The organism is uncultured Comamonas sp. (genome assembly GCF_964277875.1).
In the GTDB taxonomy this organism is placed as follows: domain Bacteria; phylum Pseudomonadota; class Gammaproteobacteria; order Burkholderiales; family Burkholderiaceae_C; genus Comamonas; species Comamonas sediminis.
The window spans coordinates 226871-246536 of the sequence record NZ_CAXYJV010000047.1 but is presented as its reverse complement, the minus strand read 5'-3'; the positions used below and the strand labels follow the sequence as shown (position 1 = coordinate 246536).

Below are 19666 nucleotides of genomic sequence, written 5' to 3'. Positions count from 1 at the left end.
CAGAGTTTTTGGACGATCTTCGTGGATAAGAAACGTGGCCTACCCGGCTGTGTTTTATTTGAGTACTTGAAGGAATGATTTGTCCGAGTGCGGTTTCAATACATGCTCACGGGCGGCCATTGTCATGGGCGTAAGATCTCGATAGCAACACACCATGGGGCAATCGCCTACTGGTGTGCTTTTTTCTTTTGTAGCGATTACGTGCGTAAGAGCACAAAACATGTAGGACTGCAGGGATGACAACCTGTTGCCGGAGGGGCCGCTATAAGTCTCGGGTACTGCTAACTATCTGAGTCGACTGAAGGTGACGGCACACCTGTAGATTCAAGTCTACAAATTCTTTCCAACTGTATTGCTGCACGTAGTGCAATACGTACTGCCGATCCACCCGGCAAATGTCCGGGCGTTCGGCATAAATGGAGCACCCTTTGCTCAAGCTATCGTAGTGCCTACATGTTCCATCGCCGCTGTCCAGAAACTGGGTTGCATGGCTCAAGTGCACATGCTGGCAGCACAGGCCGCACTGGGTACACGGAAATTCGGGAATCACTTAGCGAGCGATCCCAGCCACTTGCGAGTGCTCACCGACTGGCCCATTTCGAATGGTAACTTAATACCTCGCTTGGCCACTTCTTCCCTTAAGATCAGTCCCCGTTCGATTTCGTCGTTGCAGGTACCCAGCTCCTGTGCAAATTGTGTAAGCTCCTCTGCATTTAGATTGAATTCAATGCGTGCGAGTTCGCCCAGGTATCGGTCCAACTCGGCATTGATGGCCTGAAACTCACGAACCGTATAGACATACGTACTGTTATCTACAACAGACCACAGCTTCTGCATCATGGGACTGTACAACAGTACGTACTGCAACCCCACTATGATGAGGCCCGTGGTCAACGCACCGAGGAACGCTGCGATATCGTTGCCAAATGGGAATTGCAGCAAAGGTACCAGCTCTGCATAGATCAGCGAGCCGATAATGGTCGCCACACCAGCCGAGAGAATCTGTAACACAGCCTTGGTAAGCTCAATCGCAGACAGGTTGTCTGGATTGAAGGCTAGTATTTTGAACGCCTTGACTAATTGTCCCCACATCTCACGGATAATTTTTACCGCACTTTTGCTGGTGGTAGCAAAAATATTGAATACAGTGGTTGTGGCGCTGGCCAAGATGCCAGAAAAAATGCCATCCTTGAATGTAGTCAAGAAACTACGGAAACGCGCTTGAATGCGATTCCATAAACTTTCTAGCATTGCTTTGATGTCGATAAGGAAGCCATCAAGTGAGAAGCTCTTCCGCGAACGGTCCACGATTTCAGGAATTTTTGCGCGCAGCTCGAACCAAAGTTCTGCATAGATAAGACCGAGCATCTGCCGGACGCCCATTTTTATTCCTGCGGTGCCAGCTTCTTGAAGTGCCGATCCCAAGAATTTACTGCTGGTGTAATATTTTTGATTAATTTGACTATTGTACTCTTTTCTGGCCGCTTGGTCCTTTTTTCTCATAGATGCTGGATCGACGGATTTAAGCGCCTTGATCTTTTCATCGTTCTTTCTTATCGAATCCTCAAGGCCTTGCGCCTCGTGTCTCTGTTGAGGCGTATCTCGTGGCATAAACGCGAGACGCTTTTGATCAGCCGCCAATCCCTCTTCAGCTCGTTCAATTCTTTCGGGAAGCTTGCTAAGGAAGTCCTCTACCGAAAGATCGCTTTTAGAGGTGTTGATGCTCGCGTGGGTCGATTGAAAATTGCTCCCATGGCTTGCCAAGTTTACAGCATCTAAATCTGCCAATACGCGACCTGCATCGTTATAGATTTCCTTCGCAGAAATCACATGATCCAGGTGGCGAATGCCTTTCTTATTGGCTATTATTTTTCCTGTATATCCATCCTGTAGAATTCCTATTTCTTGTAGAGCTTTGTCTTCTCTGCCTTTTGCGATGAAATTTTCATGCTTATCAAAGTTCGATTTTTTTCTGTCGTATGCTTCTTTTTGCTGGAAGCGTTCATGCTCCTCTGAAGTTGCATAAACGCCATTCCGGGCGTTGTGAATGGTATTGACGTCACCTCCATCCTTGTCTTTGAATAGCAAAAAATCCAATCCGAAACTGGTGGTGAGCGCATGAATGACGCTTTTTTCCAGCTCGGTAGCCCAAGGAAAGTCTATGGCAGTTGCTTGCATGATGGTGTCTAGAAGGTTAGGTAAGGGGATATTTGGAACTCCCCTTTCTATTGAAAATCAAACGCTCGCGAATTTTTGTGCGTCTGTGTCTGCTTGGCTTAGCGCTTTGTCCACCGCGTCGACGTTCAAGATCATGGAGCCGTCGCTATCCTTAGCCATTTCTGGAACGCCGTTCTCGTCCCTGACCACAGTGCCATTGACTTCCTTCAACTTGAAAAGAGGTGTGGTGATGACATCGGTCAAAATGGCGGCAAGTGCGTAGCCGTTTTCAATAATCTGGAGAATGGAATCTCCTAGTTTGTTGATTTCGGCGTCGACATCGACATTGCGTCCCTTGAGGTCTTCGATGAAGCAATTGAGCTGCTTGAGATTGTCGAAGTAGCCATTGAACTGTGCATAGATAGATGTCAGCCCGCGCCTGACCTTGCGTGCACATTCCTCCGTATTGTTAAGGGATTCCTCGGCTGCGCTCAATTTGCTGACGGCGTTGGTCACTTGATCACTGGCGTTGCGTGCATTTTTTAGCGCTTCTTCGCCATGGCTGTCATAAGCCCAACCTGCAATAGCCAATACGGGAGCTGCAACGGCAGCTCCAAGAATGGCTGTGCCGCCAGCCATACCAAGGCCTCCAGCTGCGAGAGATCCACCTCCGAGAGCAGCCAGCGTAGCGTTGGTTGCGGCCACTCCTGCCAAGGACGAGATGGCCGTGCCGGTTGAGGCAGCTCCGAGTGCCATCACACCACCGTAAACCGCGAAGCCGGCCGCGGCGCCGGCTGCTCCAGCACCTGCCATGCTGCCAAGAACACCAATAGCGGAATAGCTGTAGCCTTCAATTTTTTGCAGCTTATGCTGAGGAATGTGAATTTCCAGCTTGTCCTGACGATTCGTGTTCAGCTTGCTGAGTAAGGCATCGGCTAGGGTTTTGAAATCGCCAAAGCTCTTGCCGATTTGAAGCTCAAGCTCGCCCAGCCATTTGAGCGCATATTGGGTGTCACTCTCTTGCTTATCAAACTCTGCTCTTTTTCTAGCATAGCGGTCTTTAGCATTTTTGACGATTTCGTCGGCTTCGGAATGTTTCTGATAGCCGTCATAGCCTTTTTTGCCGCCGTACGCTGCAGCTGCTAGGGCGGCTGCGCCGATGATGAGTGGAAGTGGCATGGCTTGAACCTTTCTGTTGATGGAGAGTGGCGAAAAAATGGGAAAAGAGAAGTATCGTCAGAGTGGGCTAGTAGCAGCTTTTCGCTCTTATGCAACTTTTATTGATTCTTGAAATTCCAGCTTTAAGTGCGCTGCGACGTGTGTGCTATTAGCTCGTCCACTTTCCGTGCGAATGAGAAGCATCAGAAACAATGTGCTTTTTCATCAGCTCAAACTCTTCGCGTGTCAAGGCGCCTTTTTGATGCAACTCGAAGAGCGCCTTGAGCTCGTCGACGGGGAAGAGATGTGGCGATGCCCGAAGCACATCGGCCGGTATCGCATGCTTGCTGGGCCGTGGGGACTGCCATAGCGCGGCGGGTGACCGATTGGTGCCGCGCACGATGGCTCCGACGCCGGAATAAATGCCGTAGAACAGGCAGCAAACCAGGAATAGCCCGATCAGTCCAAAGATGAGAAATGCCATATGCGCTCTGGATTAGTTGAATGGTTAGGCCACATGGGGGCTTGTGCTTTCACCCCATTGCGTCAAGGCTTGTTGCAGCCCTGCAACCAGCGTCTCATGCCAAGCCATGGGTTGCACGATGCGGACGTGTGGCAACCAATGGCGCACGATGGGAAGCAACTGCTGCGGGTGGTTAATGTGGGCGGTAACCAGTAATGAACCATCGCTGTCCGCGCGTTGCTGCTGCTGAGGAAGCAGTGGGCGGCGGGCGAAGTAGTGAGCAGCCTCGGAACTCACGCGAAGCAGCACCTCGGTGGTTTCTTCGGTAAACCACACATCATCCTTGGTATTGATGTAGTCTTGGTGCTTCTTGATCGGGATAAAGCGGCTGCCTTTATCTACCTGTAATGACTCGATCAGGGCCACGCTGAAATTCTTAAGCCGACCTGTCTCGGTCGCAGCCAGATACCAAACCCCAGTCTTGTAGATCAACCGGTAAGGCTCCACTTGCCTAGCCTTGCCTTTGTAGGTAAAGGCGCAGGAATGGCGCGCCTGAACGGCCACTTCCAGTTGCTCGAAGACTGCGCGATGAGCGCTCAGGTCTTCGGCTGGCAAGGGCTGTACATGCAAGGGGTGCGGCGTATTGGGACGGCTGAGTTGATCCAGTAGATAGCTCAGGCTGGCATTTGGAAAGAGCTTATCCGTGCCCGCTAAACGGGCGTAGTCAGTGAGCCGGTTGGCTGGGATGGTGCTGCGCGCGCTGTGGGTGAGCTGCCACTGCCCTTCCTTATTGCGTTCAGCGATGCCATCCAAGCGTTCGTTTAAATCGCGTTCGATGGTACGGACGTCCACGCCGAACTCGCGTGCCAATAGATGTTTGTCGATGACATCGCCTTGGTGCAGTCGGGCAATGATGTGACTGAGGCGCCAGGCGAGTTTTTCAGTTTTTGGCCGTGGCGCTGGAGAGGAACGGTGCTTCATCGGTTGTGGTTTGTGAGACGTTGACAAGCAGTTTACGAATCGGCTCCGACAGGTTGTGTCTCAATGAAGGGGAAACAGAAAAGAAATAGTTGCAATAATTTGAATCTCTTATTTTGCAGTATATATGCTGAATTCTTCGGCGCAGCCTGTCGCACTCTTGAGACATGGAACATGTGGTCGATCAGGCATTGGGACAGGCGCTGCGTAAGCTGCGTACCGAGCGCGGCTGGAGCCAGGCGGAGCTGGCGCTACGTGTACAGATGGACCGCAACTACCTGTCCCTTATCGAACTGGGCCGCAACAGCCCCAGCGTGCGCATGCTGATGCGGCTGTGTGCGGCACTGGATGTGAAAGCCGCCGATGTGCTGATCGATGTGGATCGGCGCATGCAGCGACAGAAAGTGGCTCAGGACTGAGGGAAGCCGCTACTCATCTCTTGCGCCTGCCCTTTGCGTAAAACATAGCGGTGTGCTCGCATCAGTGCATGCTTTTGTGCTTGTGTGACTCGGATGAGCCGAGAATGCTGGTCATAGTGACCATGGGTTCGAGCGCTGCACCAGGGTTGTGGGGCAGATACGTACTCGCCGCAACGTCCGATTAGGTGCCGAAATCCGCGGTGACAGCAATACCTAGCGCCGAGATGGGGGCGGAACACATAGAGGGCTGGCCAAGCGGTGCCTCAAGTATTCTGCAGCAGCTCCATCTCGCGGTCTTTAATTTCCAAGTGAGCCACGATGCTCAGGGGAGTGTTCTCTTGTATGGCTTCGGCCGTGCTGTGGGCCTGTGTGGCAGGCATGGCTTGCATAGGTGCAGTGACGGGAGCATCGTCGGGGCCGCTCTGCCCTAGTACTGCCAACAGCTGGTTGCGCCAACGGCTCGAGAAGTCTGACCCCCAGGCCTGCAGACGTGCCCTTGTGGAAGACGCATCGGACATTGCGGGGGGCGATTCTGGTCTGGCAATTGTCTGTTGGCGGTGATTGCCAGCCATTGCAGGGCGGCCGTTGAACAGTAGCTGTTGTTTGTCGTTGACTCTCAGGAGGCCCAGGCGGGTTGTTAATTCGCATTCGTCCATCGGCAGGCCGGGCTGCATATAGGCGTTGCGTGCACGTACGACGTGCCACCAGCCCGCGGGCGTCTGCTCGAACTCCAGCTCTTGCGTACGTCGATCAGTTGGTTCCTTAGTAATGGTGCCTTCAGCGATGCAGCGCAGGTCCGGCAAACAGTTGGTCATAATGACACTGCCTGCTAACGAGTCGTTGGCAAAGGCTTAGCCGATCAGGTCGCCTGATCCTCGGCTGCCAAACGACAGCACCGAATAGCGGGCGCCACGTTCGAGCAGGCCTTCCAGGTCCTCGGCACGGGTTGAGGTAGATCCCACGGCGTATACCAACAGTTTGAGCAGAGTGGCAGCGATGCGCCACAAAGCGGGGTAAGAGAAGTGCATGGTCAAGTTTCCAAGGCTGCACCGACGAAAATCAGCAGGGTGCAGAGCAGGGATGTGGATGCAAATACTGTGCCCAGAACACCAAAGACTTTGCTGCACCCGACTCGCGTCAGGCTGGCAATGCCTAAGCCCAACGCGACCACCTGGGCCAATGCGGTCATCAGCATGAGCAAGCCGATCATGCCGGCCAGCAAGGTGTCGGTGTCCAGACTGCCGGGCTGCGTGGCGTCGGCGACTGTTGCCGCAACGACCAGGCCAAACATCCCCAGGCTCCCAGCCAGGCTGACGGCAAATGAAGCAATCCCTAGGCCGGAATGCGGTAACTCCTGATGTGGCGGGTTGGGAGGCTTCTGCATGGGCCGCTCTGCTTACCAGAAGAATCCAAAGGCTCCGGGGCGCTTGGCTTGGTAGGCCTGTAGTTTGGTTTCGAACGCCGCATCGCTCATCCAGATGTAGCGAACTACTTCGACCCAGGTCAGCACCAGTACGGCGAGGTAAGGCAAAGCACCGAGCGACGGGTGGATGGCGCCGAAGATGGCAGAAAGAATAAGTACTCCCAGCGCCTGTGCCAGACCCCAGCCCCAAGCTCCCATGTAGAAGCGATGAGCGCCCAGGCAACCGACAAACAGGGCCCACAAGGTGAGCACGGGCTTACGCTTGGGGTGCTGCGCTTTTAGCTTGGGCTGAGCAGAGTAAGTATTTGTCGGCTGCGGCAGGGCCAGTTGGATCTGCTGGGGTTCTCCATTCTGGTTGAGGGTGAACTCAACGGCCATGCCTGCTTCGGGCGGTACGACATCCTGCCAATTGCTGATAGGAAACATCAGCCGTTGGCTGTTTTCTGCGGCGATGACGCCGGTCTGCTTATGCTCGTTGAAAACGAGAATTTGTCCTCTCATGAGTCCTCCTTGATAGTAGATGGCCGCCTTTGCAAGGCGGAAACAGCAGGCAAGGGCAGCTATCGACTAAGAAGTGCGCTGCGGTCAAACTATGCTGTTGAGAGGACTGTAAAAAGAGGGTGCGACAGTGTGTGTCGCTGAGCGAGATCGGCTGGAGCAAATTTTGATTTCGAGTACTTTGCCGTTGTGGGCGACTTGCAGAGCCCACTCATGGATGACGAGACTTTGAGTTTCGAGGTTCTGAGTGATTAGGCCGAATTGGTAGTATTTACCAAGGCTAACTTGACACGTCAAGTTCACAGTGCTCGATAATATGTACCCATTATGTTGACGTTTAGCCGTGGCAACCTGCGCATTAAATGCAGGGTGGAAATCTCAAGTGCACACTACAGCAAGCGTCGGTGGCCAGGGTAAGAATGAACAGTAATGACTCGTTCTTGGCAGTTCGGAGGGGTGGACGAAAACTTAGACTGCGAATCAAGCAAGAGTGCATGCGTTTGCCCGAAGCCTGAGATTTCAACGATCAGAATCCAAAAAATTCTCAGTCATATATCCTTGTCAAGATACAAGAACAGATCTCCTTGATCTTACCCCTACATCCATCCTCATTTCTTCTGCCCTTTAGCGCCCTTGACTTCCTGTCAGGGGCGCTTTTTTATGCCTGGAGCATTCATGACTATCCGATGTCCCCATTGCCATTCCATCTCTACACGAACCAAATCCACCGCTAAGAAAGTTGGCCAGAACGTGGGCGCCATCGCAGGCACTGCGGCGGGCTTCGCCAATGCAGTACAGGGCGCTGCACTTGGTGCGCGCGTAGGACTTGTTGCTGGCCCGGCTGGCACGGTGTTTGGCACCGCTGTAGGCGGCATCGTAGGCATCGTTGCAGGTGCCGCCATCGGCCGAGAGATCGGCGGAAGCGTTGGCGAGAAGGTTGATGAGATCTATCTCGAGAACCACCAATGCCTCGACTGCAACCACTCATTTCGTGCTTAAACCAAGGAGTCAGCCACCATGTCCCACCTCATCGAAACCATGGCCTATACCGGCCAAACCCCTTGGCACCAACTGGGCCACGCTCTCCCGCAAAAGCAGCCTCTCGAAGTTTGGGCGCAAGCTGCTGGCATGCAGTGGCAGATCCTGGAGACGCCTGTTCGTTATCTGGCCACTGAAGGCCAGGATGCGGCGTCATCCTTGTATGGCGAACCCATGGAATACCCAGAGCAAAAGGTGCTCTACCGCAGCGATACCAAGGCACCGTTGTCGGTAGTCAGCAACCGGTACCAGGTGGTCCAGCCGCGCGATGTGCTGGAGTTCTACCGCGATCTCACCGAGGTCGCGGGGTATGAGCTCGAAACAGCAGGCGTACTCAAGGCTGGGCGCAAGTTCTGGGCACTGGCCAGGACTGGCAAGTCAGTCGCTCTCAAAGGCGATGACCAGGTCAATGGCTATCTGCTTTTGGCAACTTCCTGCGATGGTACTTTGGCAACGGTCGCCATGCCCACCACGGTGCGTGTGGTCTGCAACAACACCTTAGCCATTGCACTGCAAGGCGGTGTGAATGCTGTGAAGGTGCCGCACTCTACCAGCTTCGATGCCCAGGCCGTTAAACGCCAGTTGGGTATTGCGGTGGGTCAGTGGGACAGCTTCATCTACCAGATTCGCACTCTGGCAGAGCGCAAGGTCAAGAGCCATGAGTCCATGAACTTCTTCCTCAAGGTGCTGTGCGATTCAGACAAATCTGCGTCGCTCGTCAAAGGGAAGGGTGGCCTCACCAACGAGCGTGCCTTGCAAAAGGCGCAAATGCTTTACGACGGCCATGGCAGGGGCGCCACCAAGTCTGCAGCCCAAGGTACTGCTTGGGGCCTACTGTGTTCAATCACCGAGTATGTCGATCACGAGCGGCGCGCACGCAGCCAGGACAACCGCCTCGATAGTGCATGGTTTGGCCAGGGCGCTGCGATCAAGCTGCGCGCATTGGAGCACGCGCTGCAATTGGTGGCTTGATGGATTTTTGGAGACTACCAGGTCGAGGGCTGACGCACTGCTCAGAACCTTACTCTCAGCATCCACCTCAGCCTTTTGCCAGTTCTTTTCATCCACCATCAGCAATTTCTTCCCGCGCACCAAGCACAGAAGCCCTCGCCATTGCGGTGAGGGCTTCTGTGCATTGGCGGGAATGTTTGGAAATGGAGCACTCTTATGCCAATCACTTCTCTTCCCGCTGGACAGGGCCAGCCGCTTGATCCTGTGAATCCCCCTGAACGCAATCCTGGCGCAGGCCATGGATCAAACCGCCCAGCCTTGCGACTCGTGTCCACCCGAAACATGCCCAGGGAGACCTGGCTTGACGTCCGGCGTCAGGGTATCGGCAGCTCAGACGCTGCTGCAGCAGTGGGCCTCAACCCCTACCAGTCTCAGCTCGAGTTGTGGATGCACAAGACTGGCAAGGCGGAAATGCTGCCTGCCGTGGATCCCCACGATGAGACATCACCCATGTACTGGGGCACCTTGCTCGAACCCATCGTTGCCGCCCACTACACCAAGCGCACTGGGAACCGCGTGCGCCGTGTCAATGCCGTGCTCGGCCATCCACGCATTCCTTGGATGCTGGCCAATATTGACCGCGAAGTGGTTGGTGCTTCAGATGTCCAGATCCTGGAGTGCAAAACGGCTGGCATCAACGGCGCAAAGCTCTGGAGGGATGGTGTGCCGGAATATGTCCAGCTGCAGGTCATGCACCAGCTGGCTGTCACGGGCAAACAAGCTGCAGACGTCGCGGTATTGATTGGCGGTCAGGAGTTGCAGGTCCACCGCATCGAGCGCGATGAGACCATGATCGCGCAGCTCATTGCGCTGGAGGAGCAATTCTGGGGCTGGGTCCACAGGGGCGAAGAGCCGCCCGCTGATGCCTCTGAAAGCGCAGATACAGCGCTGCGGTGTCTCTACCCACAGGACAGCGGAGAAACAGTGGACTTGTCGGAGGATATTCCGGCAATTCATGCATTCAATCAGCTTGTTGAAATCCGGCAATGGATGAGTGACTGGGAGGCGCAAGAGGCACTGCTCAAGCACCAGATCCAGCAGCGCATGGGGACTGCGTCACGCGCGAGCTTTAGCAGCGGATCCATCAGCTGGAAACGCAGCAAGGATGGCCAGAGTTTTGACGCTACGCGCTTCCAGCAAGACCATCCCCACCTCGCTGCCAGTTACATGCAGCGAAAGCCTGGCTCCAGGCGCTTTCTGGTGCAGACCGCCGGGGCATGAGAGCGCGGCGACTAACGAGATGCAAGAGATGTTGTGAGCGATCAGCAATGGTCCTCTACGTGATCTTGCACACACCTCCAGCAAACGCACCCGCGACTCTACGGCCCCTGTTATCTAGCAGGGGCTGTTCTTTTATGACAGGAGAACACCATGATTCATGGACTGATGATGACTCCGCCCGTTCTGGGGCGGATTGCCATCGGCAAAATGGTTGAACGCAATGGCAAACGCTTGCCCGAGAAGGATGATGAATTCACCATCACGACCCAGGTGCAAAATCGCGCCGGCTGGGTGCTGCATCCCATCGATGGGCTATTGCGCGGGCAGCTGGCTCAACGTACAAGTCGCACTGATCTTCCAGCGGCAGAGGCTGCGGCGCAGCAAGGCATGCAGGAGCACGAAGCCAAAAGCAGACCGTGCCCCAAACCGACATTGCAAAGCAAGATGGCAAGACGCGCCAAAGAGCAGGGTGCATCTGCAGCTGCTGCAGCCGCTGCAGCACATCCCGCAGCGGGGGCTGGCTCTGGTCCCGGATCCATCCCTTCAGTTGAGCCAGCTAACGCGGCATTGCCCGCTCCCAAGCTGCGCAGCATTCCGGTGCGGCTCTTGTTCAATGACCCAAGCTTAAATCTGCGTGCGTCGTACACCATGTTTGACCGGGCGACAGCGCGGCCCATTTGTGTAGGGGATGGCGAGAGTTGCAAGCGGGCCAAACAGGGCGTGATGGAATCTCACCCTTGTCCAGGACCCGACCATTGCGCGCTAGGAATGGAGGGAAACTGCAAGCTGTTTGGGCGCTTCCATGTGCGCATTGACCATGTTGACTATCCCAGTGATGACTGCAGTACCTTCGTCTTGCGTACCACCGGCGTCAACACCGTCCGAACCTTGATGGCTCGCATGCAGTATCTGCAAGCATTCTCTGGCGGGCTGCTGGCCTACTTACCCCTGGAGCTGCGCCTCAGAGGTAAGTCCACGACACAGTCCCACCGTACAGCGATCTACTACGTGGATCTGTGTGTGCGGGAGGGCATGGGGTTGGAGGCCGCTGTGGCACAAGCGCGGGAAGTGGCAGAGCGCGCGCAGCGCGCAGGCCTGAACCAAGCAGCGCTGGATACCGCAGCCCGCAAGGGATATGCGCAAGGCCTCTTTGAGGAAACGGCAGAAGAAGTGGGCGACGTGCTGCAGGAGTTCTATCCACGCAATGAAGGTGGGGCACAAGGAGATAGTGATGGTCATTCAAACGATCACTGATGCAGGCGCTGACTCTGCAGCGAGCTTTCAGCTGCAGCACCGCTATATGGCAGGGCTACGGTTTAACAGCATCTGGGAGTCTCAAGTTCGAGCGAGGACAGGGCAGTGGCGCTGGAAGGCCATGGACCTGTGGGAGCCATCCTCGAGGGAGACGCGGGAATTGGATCCGCAAGGGGCATGGTGGTGTGTGCGCCAGTGTTCTACTCTCATGGGCCAAAAATCTCGCACCAGCCCGCAGCTTCCTAAGCTGCGGTCTCCGTGTCCTGAGCCAAGTGAGATGCTGCAAGCCCTGCTACCCAGTTGCGATGCGCGGGAGTTGAATACCGATGAGGCTGAAGGACCTCCTGGTCGCTTTATCGACGAACTGGTCGCAACGATAGAGAAGCAAGGGTGCGCCTTACTGCGTTTTGAAGCAACTGCAAGACCATCTGTTCCCTCTCGCGTGCGCTGGGTCTGGATGGTGGGTACAGAAGCGCGGGTAGGAGATAACGGCTTGTCTGCGCTGCTGGTGGTCGGACCGCATTGGCCTGCGCCATGGGGTAGCGGGTTTGGGGCCAGAGCGCATGCACTGCCCGATGGGAGCTGGAAGATCTGCAGTGTCGATGGTGAAGTCATGCACGGGCGATTGACTGGCTGCATAACTGCCGGGCCTGCAGCCGATGCATCCCTCGCTGCTTGCTAAAAGAAACTACTTCGCGCGTGGCGATTCGGTTGGTGGCTTAAGCAGTGTCCATGGCTCCACCTGCAAGGCTTGCGCCATGCGCTCGATGTTGGAGAGCGAAACGTTCCAACGAGATCGCTCCACTGCCGAGACGTAGGTGCGGTCCAGCTCGCACTCCATGGCTAACCTCTCTTGCGACCATCCCTTGTCGACGCGCTTGAGCCGAATCCAATAGGCGAGAACATCGCGCAGGTTCTCGGGATCGGGCAGATGTGAGGGGGGAGTAGGTTTGGCTGACATCCCTCCAAGCATCTGTTTCTGATACATTTGTATCTACGGAGTTTGCATCACATATGGCGTGATTCTTGGCTCTGGCACTGCAATTGTGGGTCGGGTGGTCAACCCATTGGACTTTCTCTCGTTTATATATGATGAGTTTGCTTCACATATGGTGCGAGCTCTATATCGGCAGGCTAGGAGGGCTGCCGTGTCTTTGTTGGAACTGGCCTGCGTATGCAGCCCAGCTGCAATTCATTTCACATCAATCCCTGAGGGAAAAAACATGAGTGCATCTCAAGCAGAACCTATCCAGTGGTTCTATGAAGATAACGGTCAGAAAAAAGGCCCAGTGACAGAAGAGGCCATCGCTCAGCTCATACGCGCATCCACACTCTCGGGCAGCACGCCCGTGTGGAAGCAGGGCTTTGCCGATTGGACCGCCGTCCAGAACACCGATTTGCGGGTGCACCTGGACATGACAAGCCCGCCGCCGCTTTCCGGCGAGCACATCAAAAACAAAGTGGTGTGGACCCTGGCCTTTGCGCCCCTGCTTGGGGGATTCCTTGAGTGGGGCCTGGCAGAGATTGTCTATAGAGGTGATGACTCCGCTGTGGAGAGCGCCATGAATAACGGAACGCTCTGGTTCGTGACCTTGTTTTTAAACATTGCCCTGGCCATTTTTGATGAAAAGCTTCTCACGAAGGCGGGTCACAACACCAGCAAGTTCAAAGGCTGGCTGTGGATTGTTCCGGTCTATCTCTACCAACGCGCAAAAGCAACGAAGCAGAGCATTGCTTATTTCATTGTCTGGATCGTCTGCTTCTTGGTCAACTTCGGTATGTACGCCTGAGGGCGATCTATCAGCAAATATTTACTTCAACAATTGGGGAAAAAATGAAAGTACTCGTCCTCGTATCGCTGTCTGTCTTGAGCCTTGCTGCTTGTGGCGCCAGCAAAATCCCAGAAACCTCGGATGTAAAAGCTCTTCTGGAGTCCAAGATCCAGGGCTGCAAGAACATCAAAATCACCAACGCCAAGAAGACCAATGGCTATCCGCATTCGACTTTGGCTGATGTCCATGTGGTGGAGTATTCGTACACCCTTGCCCTGAAAAACCCGTCGGAGTACAAGTCGTTGGCGGGTACTTATGAGAAAGAGAAAAAGATGCTGCAGTCTTTCAACTCTTCCATCGATGACATCCTCACACGCTCTAGCGCAGCACTGGCGGAAAGGCGCAATCAGGAGTTTGCCGACCTGCAGCGTGAGGGCCGAGAAATAGAGAAGAAAAAAGAGGAGTTCATGCGCCAAGCCAAAGTTGCCGGGAACGTCTCATACAAGATCAGCCAGTACTACTTAGCAGGATGCGAAGAGACCATCAAGGATGTGGCGCCTGTCAGCGGATTTCACGGCCGGCAAACACTCAATATTGGTCTCGGAGCTGACTCCTCTGACGGATGGCTCGATATCAATGACATTGACATGACCGGCAAGGCCATGATGCGCAAGACTGACAACGGATGGCGTGCCTACTGAGTGCTTTGTTGTGCTCGTCTTGGGGAAGACGGTAATCCCTAGTAATGAGGCGTCCAAGCTATGTGCTTGGACGCCTTTTAACTTGGCTAGAGAGGCCGTCAGATGATGTTGCTGGTGTCCTGGAATCCCAGTAAGAAACCAAGCTACGAGTAGGGCGCTCATACTCGTCTCCATCGCGCTAGAGACATTTGTTAGAAATCAGATTGCACCCGCGGTGCAATGATTAGGCTATAAATTTTTTTCGTCAGCGAAAGATATTACGGACTCTGGTCCTTTTGAATGGAGAACTCTTGATCGTCTGAATTCAAAGGGGGTGCATGTGCCGGACAACAACGGACACTTGCTGTGCAGGTTCGGGCCCACGGTCTAGTTGTTTGGGGTTCGTTCAACAAGGGCCGTGGCCTTCACGCGACGGGACAGATAGAAGTAAGTCGCCATCTGTAAGATGGCCATTCATCGATCAACTGGTGCCACTCTATGATCCGAGCAGCGGTCACTTCCTCTAGCATTCAAGCAGTTGGATACAGCCTTCCCGCCCAAACTCTTGAGATCGAGTTTGTCAGTGGCGGGGTATATCGATACTTCAATGTTCCTGAACGCCTCCATGCGGGTCTGATGGCTGCCGCATCCCACGGCTTGTACTTTGATGTGCACATCAAGGAGGGAGGCTTTCGATTCGAGCGAATTGGCTAAATTGTCTGCATCTGCAGCAAGAAAGACTGCGTGAAGAGCGGCACACCGCCGGTGATGCGTAATGCTATTTTTAACGCGTAGACCACGCCTCAGTGCCAAGCGAATAGAACGTAGCGACGAGAAATAGCAGCTGCAAGCTGCTTCAGGCTGATCTGAGACATTCGGCTTTGCCTTGCCAGGGTCCGTTGCATCCGTTTCCGGACGTTGGCTCAAAAGTGTCTAGATAGACCGGGGCAATTCAGTTGGTGAAGCCCTAGGCGCAATGCTTCCTTCCGAAGCTCATAGCCCAATACCATACCTACTCGTCGACCTCATTCGGTGGCTCTTGCATATGCTCATCCAGACCGCAGCTCGGTCATCGCATAACCACGCTAGCTATCGATTGCATACCAACCCCATTCTTCACACGGCTTCGACCACAGGCTTTAGGCTCTCTCGCAATGCGACCAGAGGCCCTTGGAGCCGTGCCACGGCCTCGTCAAAAGATTCCTTGGAGAGAATCCCTCTTTTTTGTGTAAGTCCGACAGTATGGAAGTCCCCCAGTTGTGCACTCTCAGGCAGGCGTTCGGCGGCCAATATGACTTGATGGTGAACCCCTGCAGCCCTTCCCAAACCCTCGACCATCTTTGTCAGATTGGGATCGTCCTGACCCGACTGCTGAGGGGTATCGACAACAAATGGAAAGAGCGGGGAGTCCCCCCATTCAGCGTTCGTCGCAAGCATGGCCAGGTGCACAGCCAACATGGAGCGAGGCGCGGAGCTTCCTCCTGACTGAGCACGCGCCCCAGGTTTGGGATCGCCGATCTGCTCGTCCGTAGGGACATCGACCAAGTTGGACAAACTCGAGACCTGCGACGAAAAATACTTGCGAACTTGAGCCAGACGATCAGGGTCTTCAAACTTTTTGACCTCCTCATCTGCCTTGGATTTTTCTGCTTCCAGCTTCTTCAAAGCGGTTGATAGATCGCCGCTGACCCGCTGAAAGGCTGTGTCGAGGGTTCTCTTGCTCTGCGAGGCCAGAACTTCTTCGAGCTTCAGCTTCGCTCGACGCTCCTGCTGGAGCTTGTCGAGTTCGGCAATGTTGCGCTCCACCACTCGCAAGCTTGCACGAATGTTGGCCTCTTTGCCGCCGATTTCATCTGCTTGTGCCCGAAGCTCCATGATGAGTCCGCCCAAGGACTCTGCGTCGCTCGAAAGAAGAATTCGAGCGTGGAAGGAATTCTCATGGACTGTGCCGCACGTCGGGCACTCGATGGCCTCTCCAGCACGGTCCGTCAGGTATGCGAAGTCGCCTTTCAGCTCGTTGTAGGCGGCAAGCGCGACCTTCAACTCCGAATGCACCTTTTCACGCGTGTTGACCAGCCCGAGAAGTTGGCCACGGATGCGAACTTGTTCCTGCTGGAGCTTGGTCGCTTTGCGGCCCAACTCCGCGAGTTCAGTGCGAAATGCAGCGAAGTTCAGAGATGGCAGGTTCTTAGGCAACACATCTTGTACCCTCTTGAAAGCCGCCCGCTGCGCTTCAAGTTCCTTGCGCCTATCGGTGACTCGCTCGCCGATTTCCGTCGAGAGATGTTTCGCCTGGAAGTACGCGTTCGGCCGCATTCCGATGAAGGACTCGAATGTCGCACCTTTCCAGTCAGAGAACTGCGTCAACTGCTCGAAGGTGTCCCAGCCTGCGCCCCAACTGCCGTCCTGGTCCATATAGAACGGCATGAACATATACTCTGGACCGGCTTGCGAGAAGACTGCAGTCTGAGGGCGTTTGAGTCGGAGTTCGAATCCAAAGAACGCACCGAGCGCTTTGGACCATGCGCTCATGTTCTCTGCAGAGAACAGCAACTGGCCGTTGGCACCAAACATCCCCAGCCGCTTGCCGTCGCGAACAACCATGTAGTCGTTCTCTCGATAGGTAAACTCCAGTGCAGCAACCGTATCGGGATCCCAGGTTCCTGCATCACGCTTTCTCGTCTTGCAGCCAAAAACCCAGTAGAGGTTCTTGATGATGCGGGATTTACCCGTTCCGTTGGGCCCCAGAAGCAGCGTCTTCTGACTGAACAGCTGCTTTCTGGCGCTCTCGTCTCTCGCGGACACGAGCCAGAGCGTCTTGTATGTCACGCGCCGGTTCATTCATCTTCCTTAGGTTCCGGACCAGCCGGAGCAGTGAATACGGTGAGGTCGATTGCATCGGATAACACCAGTAGCGCCACAGCGCGTATGTAGGCCAGGGGAAGGCCATTAAATTCAGCAGGGCTTGAAACCCGAGCCTCCTCAACAACCTCATTCATCAGCTCGCCCAAGGTTGCTTTTGCACCAATGGCAGCCTCAATGGGAATACGGGCTAGTTGAAGCGCGCTCGCTACTCCAATGAAGATCATGTTGGTCCGGTCGGACGCATCCGCACACACCCGAACCCTCTGAGCCTTGATGTCCTTGCGTTCGATGAAAGGGTGCCCCTCTCGATCCAACTCAGCAGTGGCTTCCTCCAGGATTTGGCTCAATGGTGCCCTGGATTGCGCAACGCTGGCCAAAATATTTAAGGCCTGCGACTTGGAGATGATGCGCAGCTTGAGATCTTCGAAACTCCGCGCGTAGGTGGTGCTCGACGCCCGGCTTTGTACTTCGCTGGCAAGAACCCGTGCCGCTACTGATGTATGACTGAGTTGAAACGGCAACTGTCCCGTTGACGATAGCTGTTCGAGCTTTCCACTGACGAAGATCTCTGGCTCGCCCAACGGGAGATTGGTCTTGTGCACCAGCACACCTGCCAGATCGATATCTTCTTCCGGGATGCCCAATTGGGTGCTGACGGCCGCTTTCACAAGCTTCTGCTGCTCGGTCGTCAGGGTGGACAGATCTGTGTTCGTCGTAAGAGAGTCCGCGCCGGCTTCATTGGGCAGCTTCACGCCGATGTTTGAGACGAATCTCAGGTTGGCACGCGAGGCACCGAACTCTTGCCGACGAGCGTACAGCTTGGCGAGAATGGAATTCTCATGCGTGCCATCCTTGCGCTTGCTGCCCTTCTTATGAAGATCCTTCAAGACCCAGACGCCGTCGCGCTCATGTTTTTTGACCTGGCAGAACTCCACCTTCGTTGGCGATTGCGCGGAATCGAGGATTGCGATGTCCTCCTTGACCTCAACGCCGACGGCGAAGTCATCCCCGCTTCCAAGAAGTTCGGCGATAGACAACGCGGCCCACCATTGTTGAAAGGTGAAACCCAAGCTGGCATTAACGCCATTCTTCTCGTCTATTGGGCGGTCACGGAGCACAAGATCCAGGCTGTCCTGACCATTCTCCGGCCGCCTCGCTGAGGTTCGTTGTGACATCAATCGTTCTTCGATTTATCCTGCTTCTCTCCAGCAGCCACGCTTTAGCCATCTCTGTCGTGCAGCACGTGCAGTGGGACTGGTCGCCTATGACATCTTGATACAGGATACATGATTTTCTCTGGCTCTCAGGACAGTTTGTGATACCTTGGTTATAGGATCATGTTTGATGCTGGCCGGTAGTTGCCCTTGGATGAGATGGGAGAGCAGCGGTACTCGCTGCGAAGCGGGCCGCTCCTGCATGTTGACATTCGCTTCTGACCGGCGAATGTCAGCGATGGCCGAAAGCAGTCGGAAGGAAGCTTGGTTCGCTAATTAGCCATCTGTTTCGTGCGGACGCAATCGATCATCCACTGCATTGAGTGCGAACAGCTCGCGGCCACGAGGCCTGCGGCTTAATCCGTCGTACCTGGCTTCCGGACTGAGGTTAGCGGCTTGACTAAGGTATCATCAGCCAGACTGATTCGACCTATAAAGCAATTAAGAGGGAGTAATAGGTGGTCCGCCGGATAACAACGTATGTGTCGCTGGAAGCGCAGGCGCTTAGCAAAGGCCTCTTGACCACTGCGGCCGGGCTAGGGTTCGACAAGTCCAGGCGCGCACTGGCAGGTGGGTCAGGAATGGTTGATCGCACAGCAGCCGGGTCGATTGAAGGTCCCTCCGGGGTTAAGCCGACTGGGCATGCTACATCGGCGCTTGAGGAGAAACTAGACGTCTCCCCGCCAGGGCTCGTGCCATTCCTAAAGTGGGCCGGCGGCAAGCGCTGGTTCGTCTGGAATCACGCCGACCTGCTTCCATCAGAATACTGCACCTACGTTGAGCCCTTCCTGGGTGCAGGGGCCGTCTATTTCCACCTCAAGCCCACGCGGGCGCTGCTCGGCGACTTCAACGCTGACCTCGTGGAGACCTACCGCGCAATCAAAGACGACTGGCAGGCGCTCGAGTCCAGCCTTCGCTACCGCCAGAGGCGGCACCGAGAGGACCCTGACACCTACTACTACTGGCTTCGCGCCAAGGTTCCTAGCGAGCTGGTGCAGCGGGCTTCCAGGCTCATATATCTTAATCGGACCTGCTTTAACGGCATCTATCGGGTGAATCGGCAGGGCGAGTTCAACGTCCCGCGAGGCAGCAAAGATAAGGTCGTTATCGAAACGGATGATTTCGAGTCAATGTCCAAAATTCTTGCTGGCGCCGAGCTGGTCGCGGGCGACTTCGAGGCGCTTATTGACAGGGCTAATAGTGGCGACTTCGCTTTTTGCGACCCGCCTTATACGGTCCGGCACAACTACAACGGCTTTCGGAAATACAACGAGGTCTTGTTTTCCTGGGCCGACCAAGAGCGCTTGGCACAAGCGCTGACCCGTGCCGCGTTGCGCGGTGTGAAAGTCGTATGCACGAATGCAAACCACGAATCGGTTCGGGAACTCTACAACAGCGCGCTCTTTGAATGCCGGGTGGTATCCCGATACTCGCGAATTTCGGCTGACAATATCGGGCGCAGCCATTTCGAAGAACTAATCATTCGAGCTAACGTCTAAAGTTCACAGGGGGATT

Annotated in this window: 21 protein-coding genes; 9 read left to right on the top strand and 12 right to left on the bottom strand. The window is 54.9% G+C overall.

The genetic code is table 11. The features are described from left to right. Positions 1-262: 262 nt before the first annotated feature. From ACHWUQ_RS19975 to ACHWUQ_RS19955, 5 genes are all read right to left on the bottom strand, one after another. Positions 263-550, bottom strand: coding sequence for a YkgJ family cysteine cluster protein (locus ACHWUQ_RS19975; protein ID WP_394682227.1), 288 nt, complete (start codon positions 548-550; stop codon positions 263-265). After that, positions 547-2178 carry a hypothetical protein gene (locus ACHWUQ_RS19970; RefSeq protein WP_394682226.1) on the bottom strand — a complete coding sequence of 544 codons (1632 nt, stop codon included), beginning with the start codon at positions 2176-2178 and terminating at the stop codon, positions 547-549. The genes ACHWUQ_RS19975 and ACHWUQ_RS19970 overlap by 4 nt, the downstream gene beginning before the upstream one ends. 57 nt (positions 2179-2235) lie before the next feature. Next, entirely contained in the window at positions 2236-3336 is a 1101-nt protein-coding gene (locus tag ACHWUQ_RS19965) for a chemotaxis protein (RefSeq protein WP_394682225.1), read from the bottom strand. Between the two features lie 148 nt (positions 3337-3484). Then, positions 3485-3799: an SHOCT domain-containing protein gene (locus ACHWUQ_RS19960; RefSeq protein ID WP_394682224.1), complete on the bottom strand. Its 315-nt coding sequence runs from the start codon at positions 3797-3799 to the stop codon at positions 3485-3487. 24 nt (positions 3800-3823) lie between these two features. Next, positions 3824-4759 carry a helix-turn-helix transcriptional regulator gene (locus ACHWUQ_RS19955; RefSeq protein ID WP_394682223.1) on the bottom strand — a complete coding sequence of 312 codons (936 nt, stop codon included), beginning with the start codon at positions 4757-4759 and terminating at the stop codon, positions 3824-3826. A gap of 164 nt (positions 4760-4923) precedes the next feature. On the opposite strand from ACHWUQ_RS19955, the gene ACHWUQ_RS19950 reads away from it, so the two are divergent. Further along, positions 4924-5175: a helix-turn-helix domain-containing protein gene (locus ACHWUQ_RS19950; RefSeq protein ID WP_394682222.1), complete on the top strand. Its 252-nt coding sequence runs from the start codon at positions 4924-4926 to the stop codon at positions 5173-5175. 263 nt (positions 5176-5438) lie between these two features. Here ACHWUQ_RS19950 and ACHWUQ_RS19945 read toward each other — a convergent pair whose 3' ends face one another. The 4 genes from ACHWUQ_RS19945 to ACHWUQ_RS19930 are packed head-to-tail and all read right to left on the bottom strand — an operon-like array spanning position 5439 to position 7099. Continuing rightward, positions 5439-5990, bottom strand: coding sequence for a hypothetical protein (locus tag ACHWUQ_RS19945; RefSeq protein WP_394682221.1), 552 nt, complete (start codon positions 5988-5990; stop codon positions 5439-5441). Positions 5991-6026: 36 nt separating this feature from the next. Next, a complete protein-coding gene (locus ACHWUQ_RS19940; protein ID WP_394682220.1) occupies positions 6027-6203 on the bottom strand; it encodes a hypothetical protein in 177 nt (58 codons plus the stop codon). 2 nt (positions 6204-6205) lie between these two features. After that, complete coding sequence (locus ACHWUQ_RS19935; protein ID WP_394682219.1) at positions 6206-6559, bottom strand: hypothetical protein; 354 nt, start codon at positions 6557-6559, stop codon at positions 6206-6208. A gap of 12 nt (positions 6560-6571) precedes the next feature. Continuing rightward, positions 6572-7099 carry a TM2 domain-containing protein gene (locus ACHWUQ_RS19930; RefSeq protein WP_394682218.1) on the bottom strand — a complete coding sequence of 176 codons (528 nt, stop codon included), beginning with the start codon at positions 7097-7099 and terminating at the stop codon, positions 6572-6574. A 672-nt stretch (positions 7100-7771) separates the two neighbouring features. Here ACHWUQ_RS19930 and ACHWUQ_RS19925 point away from each other — a divergent pair. From ACHWUQ_RS19925 to ACHWUQ_RS19910, 4 genes are all read left to right on the top strand, one after another. Continuing rightward, on the top strand, positions 7772-8095 hold the full coding sequence (locus ACHWUQ_RS19925) for a hypothetical protein (RefSeq protein WP_394682217.1): 324 nt from the start codon (positions 7772-7774) through the stop codon (positions 8093-8095). Between the two features lie 18 nt (positions 8096-8113). After that, complete coding sequence (locus ACHWUQ_RS19920; RefSeq protein ID WP_394682216.1) at positions 8114-9106, top strand: DUF932 domain-containing protein; 993 nt, start codon at positions 8114-8116, stop codon at positions 9104-9106. A gap of 195 nt (positions 9107-9301) precedes the next feature. Next, a complete protein-coding gene (locus tag ACHWUQ_RS19915; protein ID WP_394682215.1) occupies positions 9302-10366 on the top strand; it encodes a YqaJ viral recombinase family protein in 1065 nt (354 codons plus the stop codon). 150 nt (positions 10367-10516) lie between these two features. After that, entirely contained in the window at positions 10517-11620 is a 1104-nt protein-coding gene (locus ACHWUQ_RS19910) for a phage capsid protein (RefSeq protein ID WP_394682214.1), read from the top strand. 688 nt (positions 11621-12308) lie between these two features. Here the strand turns inward: ACHWUQ_RS19910 and ACHWUQ_RS19905 are convergent. After that, the gene (locus ACHWUQ_RS19905) at positions 12309-12581 is read right to left on the bottom strand and encodes a helix-turn-helix domain-containing protein (protein WP_394682270.1); all 273 of its coding nucleotides are present in this window, start codon (positions 12579-12581) and stop codon (positions 12309-12311) included. A gap of 187 nt (positions 12582-12768) precedes the next feature. Here ACHWUQ_RS19905 and ACHWUQ_RS19900 point away from each other — a divergent pair, with 187 nt between their 5' ends. The 3 genes from ACHWUQ_RS19900 to ACHWUQ_RS19890 all read left to right on the top strand — a co-directional run bounded on the left by ACHWUQ_RS19900 (position 12769) and on the right by ACHWUQ_RS19890 (position 14786). After that, positions 12769-13410, top strand: coding sequence for a DUF4339 domain-containing protein (locus ACHWUQ_RS19900; protein WP_394682213.1), 642 nt, complete (start codon positions 12769-12771; stop codon positions 13408-13410). Between the two features lie 44 nt (positions 13411-13454). Continuing rightward, on the top strand, positions 13455-14093 hold the full coding sequence (locus ACHWUQ_RS19895) for a hypothetical protein (RefSeq protein WP_394682212.1): 639 nt from the start codon (positions 13455-13457) through the stop codon (positions 14091-14093). A 477-nt stretch (positions 14094-14570) separates the two neighbouring features. Then, positions 14571-14786 carry a KTSC domain-containing protein gene (locus ACHWUQ_RS19890; protein WP_394682211.1) on the top strand — a complete coding sequence of 72 codons (216 nt, stop codon included), beginning with the start codon at positions 14571-14573 and terminating at the stop codon, positions 14784-14786. Between the two features lie 402 nt (positions 14787-15188). Here ACHWUQ_RS19890 and ACHWUQ_RS19885 read toward each other — a convergent pair whose 3' ends face one another. Both ACHWUQ_RS19885 and ACHWUQ_RS19880 read right to left on the bottom strand, forming a co-directional pair. After that, positions 15189-16913 (bottom strand): hypothetical protein, encoded by a 1725-nt coding sequence (locus ACHWUQ_RS19885; RefSeq protein ID WP_394682210.1) that lies wholly within the window; start codon positions 16911-16913, stop codon positions 15189-15191. Beyond that, a complete protein-coding gene (locus ACHWUQ_RS19880; RefSeq protein WP_394682209.1) occupies positions 16910-18112 on the bottom strand; it encodes a dsDNA nuclease domain-containing protein in 1203 nt (400 codons plus the stop codon). The genes ACHWUQ_RS19885 and ACHWUQ_RS19880 overlap by 4 nt, the downstream gene beginning before the upstream one ends. Before the next feature lie 620 nt (positions 18113-18732). On the opposite strand from ACHWUQ_RS19880, the gene ACHWUQ_RS19875 reads away from it, so the two are divergent. Further along, entirely contained in the window at positions 18733-19650 is a 918-nt protein-coding gene (locus ACHWUQ_RS19875) for a DNA adenine methylase (RefSeq protein ID WP_394682208.1), read from the top strand. Positions 19651-19666 lie beyond the last annotated feature (16 nt).

Bases quoted from the DNA above. Each gene is read 5' to 3' on its own strand.
- ACHWUQ_RS19910 (WP_394682214.1), top strand. From the start codon at position 10,517: ATGATTCATGGACTGATGATGACTCCGCCCGTTCTGGGGCGGATTGCC.
- ACHWUQ_RS19905 (WP_394682270.1), bottom strand. From the start codon at position 12,581: ATGTCAGCCAAACCTACTCCCCCCTCACATCTGCCCGATCCCGAGAAC.
- ACHWUQ_RS19960 (WP_394682224.1), bottom strand. From the start codon at position 3,799: ATGGCATTTCTCATCTTTGGACTGATCGGGCTATTCCTGGTTTGCTGC.
- ACHWUQ_RS19955 (WP_394682223.1), bottom strand. From the start codon at position 4,759: ATGAAGCACCGTTCCTCTCCAGCGCCACGGCCAAAAACTGAAAAACTC.
- ACHWUQ_RS19970 (WP_394682226.1), bottom strand. From the start codon at position 2,178: ATGCAAGCAACTGCCATAGACTTTCCTTGGGCTACCGAGCTGGAAAAA.
- ACHWUQ_RS19885 (WP_394682210.1), bottom strand. From the start codon at position 16,913: ATGAACCGGCGCGTGACATACAAGACGCTCTGGCTCGTGTCCGCGAGA.
- ACHWUQ_RS19915 (WP_394682215.1), top strand. From the start codon at position 9,302: ATGCCAATCACTTCTCTTCCCGCTGGACAGGGCCAGCCGCTTGATCCT.
- ACHWUQ_RS19950 (WP_394682222.1), top strand. From the start codon at position 4,924: ATGGAACATGTGGTCGATCAGGCATTGGGACAGGCGCTGCGTAAGCTG.
- ACHWUQ_RS19965 (WP_394682225.1), bottom strand. From the start codon at position 3,336: ATGCCACTTCCACTCATCATCGGCGCAGCCGCCCTAGCAGCTGCAGCG.
- ACHWUQ_RS19945 (WP_394682221.1), bottom strand. From the start codon at position 5,990: ATGACCAACTGTTTGCCGGACCTGCGCTGCATCGCTGAAGGCACCATT.
- ACHWUQ_RS19930 (WP_394682218.1), bottom strand. From the start codon at position 7,099: ATGAGAGGACAAATTCTCGTTTTCAACGAGCATAAGCAGACCGGCGTC.
- ACHWUQ_RS19890 (WP_394682211.1), top strand. From the start codon at position 14,571: ATGATCCGAGCAGCGGTCACTTCCTCTAGCATTCAAGCAGTTGGATAC.
- ACHWUQ_RS19940 (WP_394682220.1), bottom strand. From the start codon at position 6,203: ATGCACTTCTCTTACCCCGCTTTGTGGCGCATCGCTGCCACTCTGCTC.
- ACHWUQ_RS19880 (WP_394682209.1), bottom strand. From the start codon at position 18,112: ATGTCACAACGAACCTCAGCGAGGCGGCCGGAGAATGGTCAGGACAGC.
- ACHWUQ_RS19875 (WP_394682208.1), top strand. From the start codon at position 18,733: ATGGTTGATCGCACAGCAGCCGGGTCGATTGAAGGTCCCTCCGGGGTT.
- ACHWUQ_RS19925 (WP_394682217.1), top strand. From the start codon at position 7,772: ATGACTATCCGATGTCCCCATTGCCATTCCATCTCTACACGAACCAAA.
- ACHWUQ_RS19920 (WP_394682216.1), top strand. From the start codon at position 8,114: ATGTCCCACCTCATCGAAACCATGGCCTATACCGGCCAAACCCCTTGG.
- ACHWUQ_RS19935 (WP_394682219.1), bottom strand. From the start codon at position 6,559: ATGCAGAAGCCTCCCAACCCGCCACATCAGGAGTTACCGCATTCCGGC.
- ACHWUQ_RS19895 (WP_394682212.1), top strand. From the start codon at position 13,455: ATGAAAGTACTCGTCCTCGTATCGCTGTCTGTCTTGAGCCTTGCTGCT.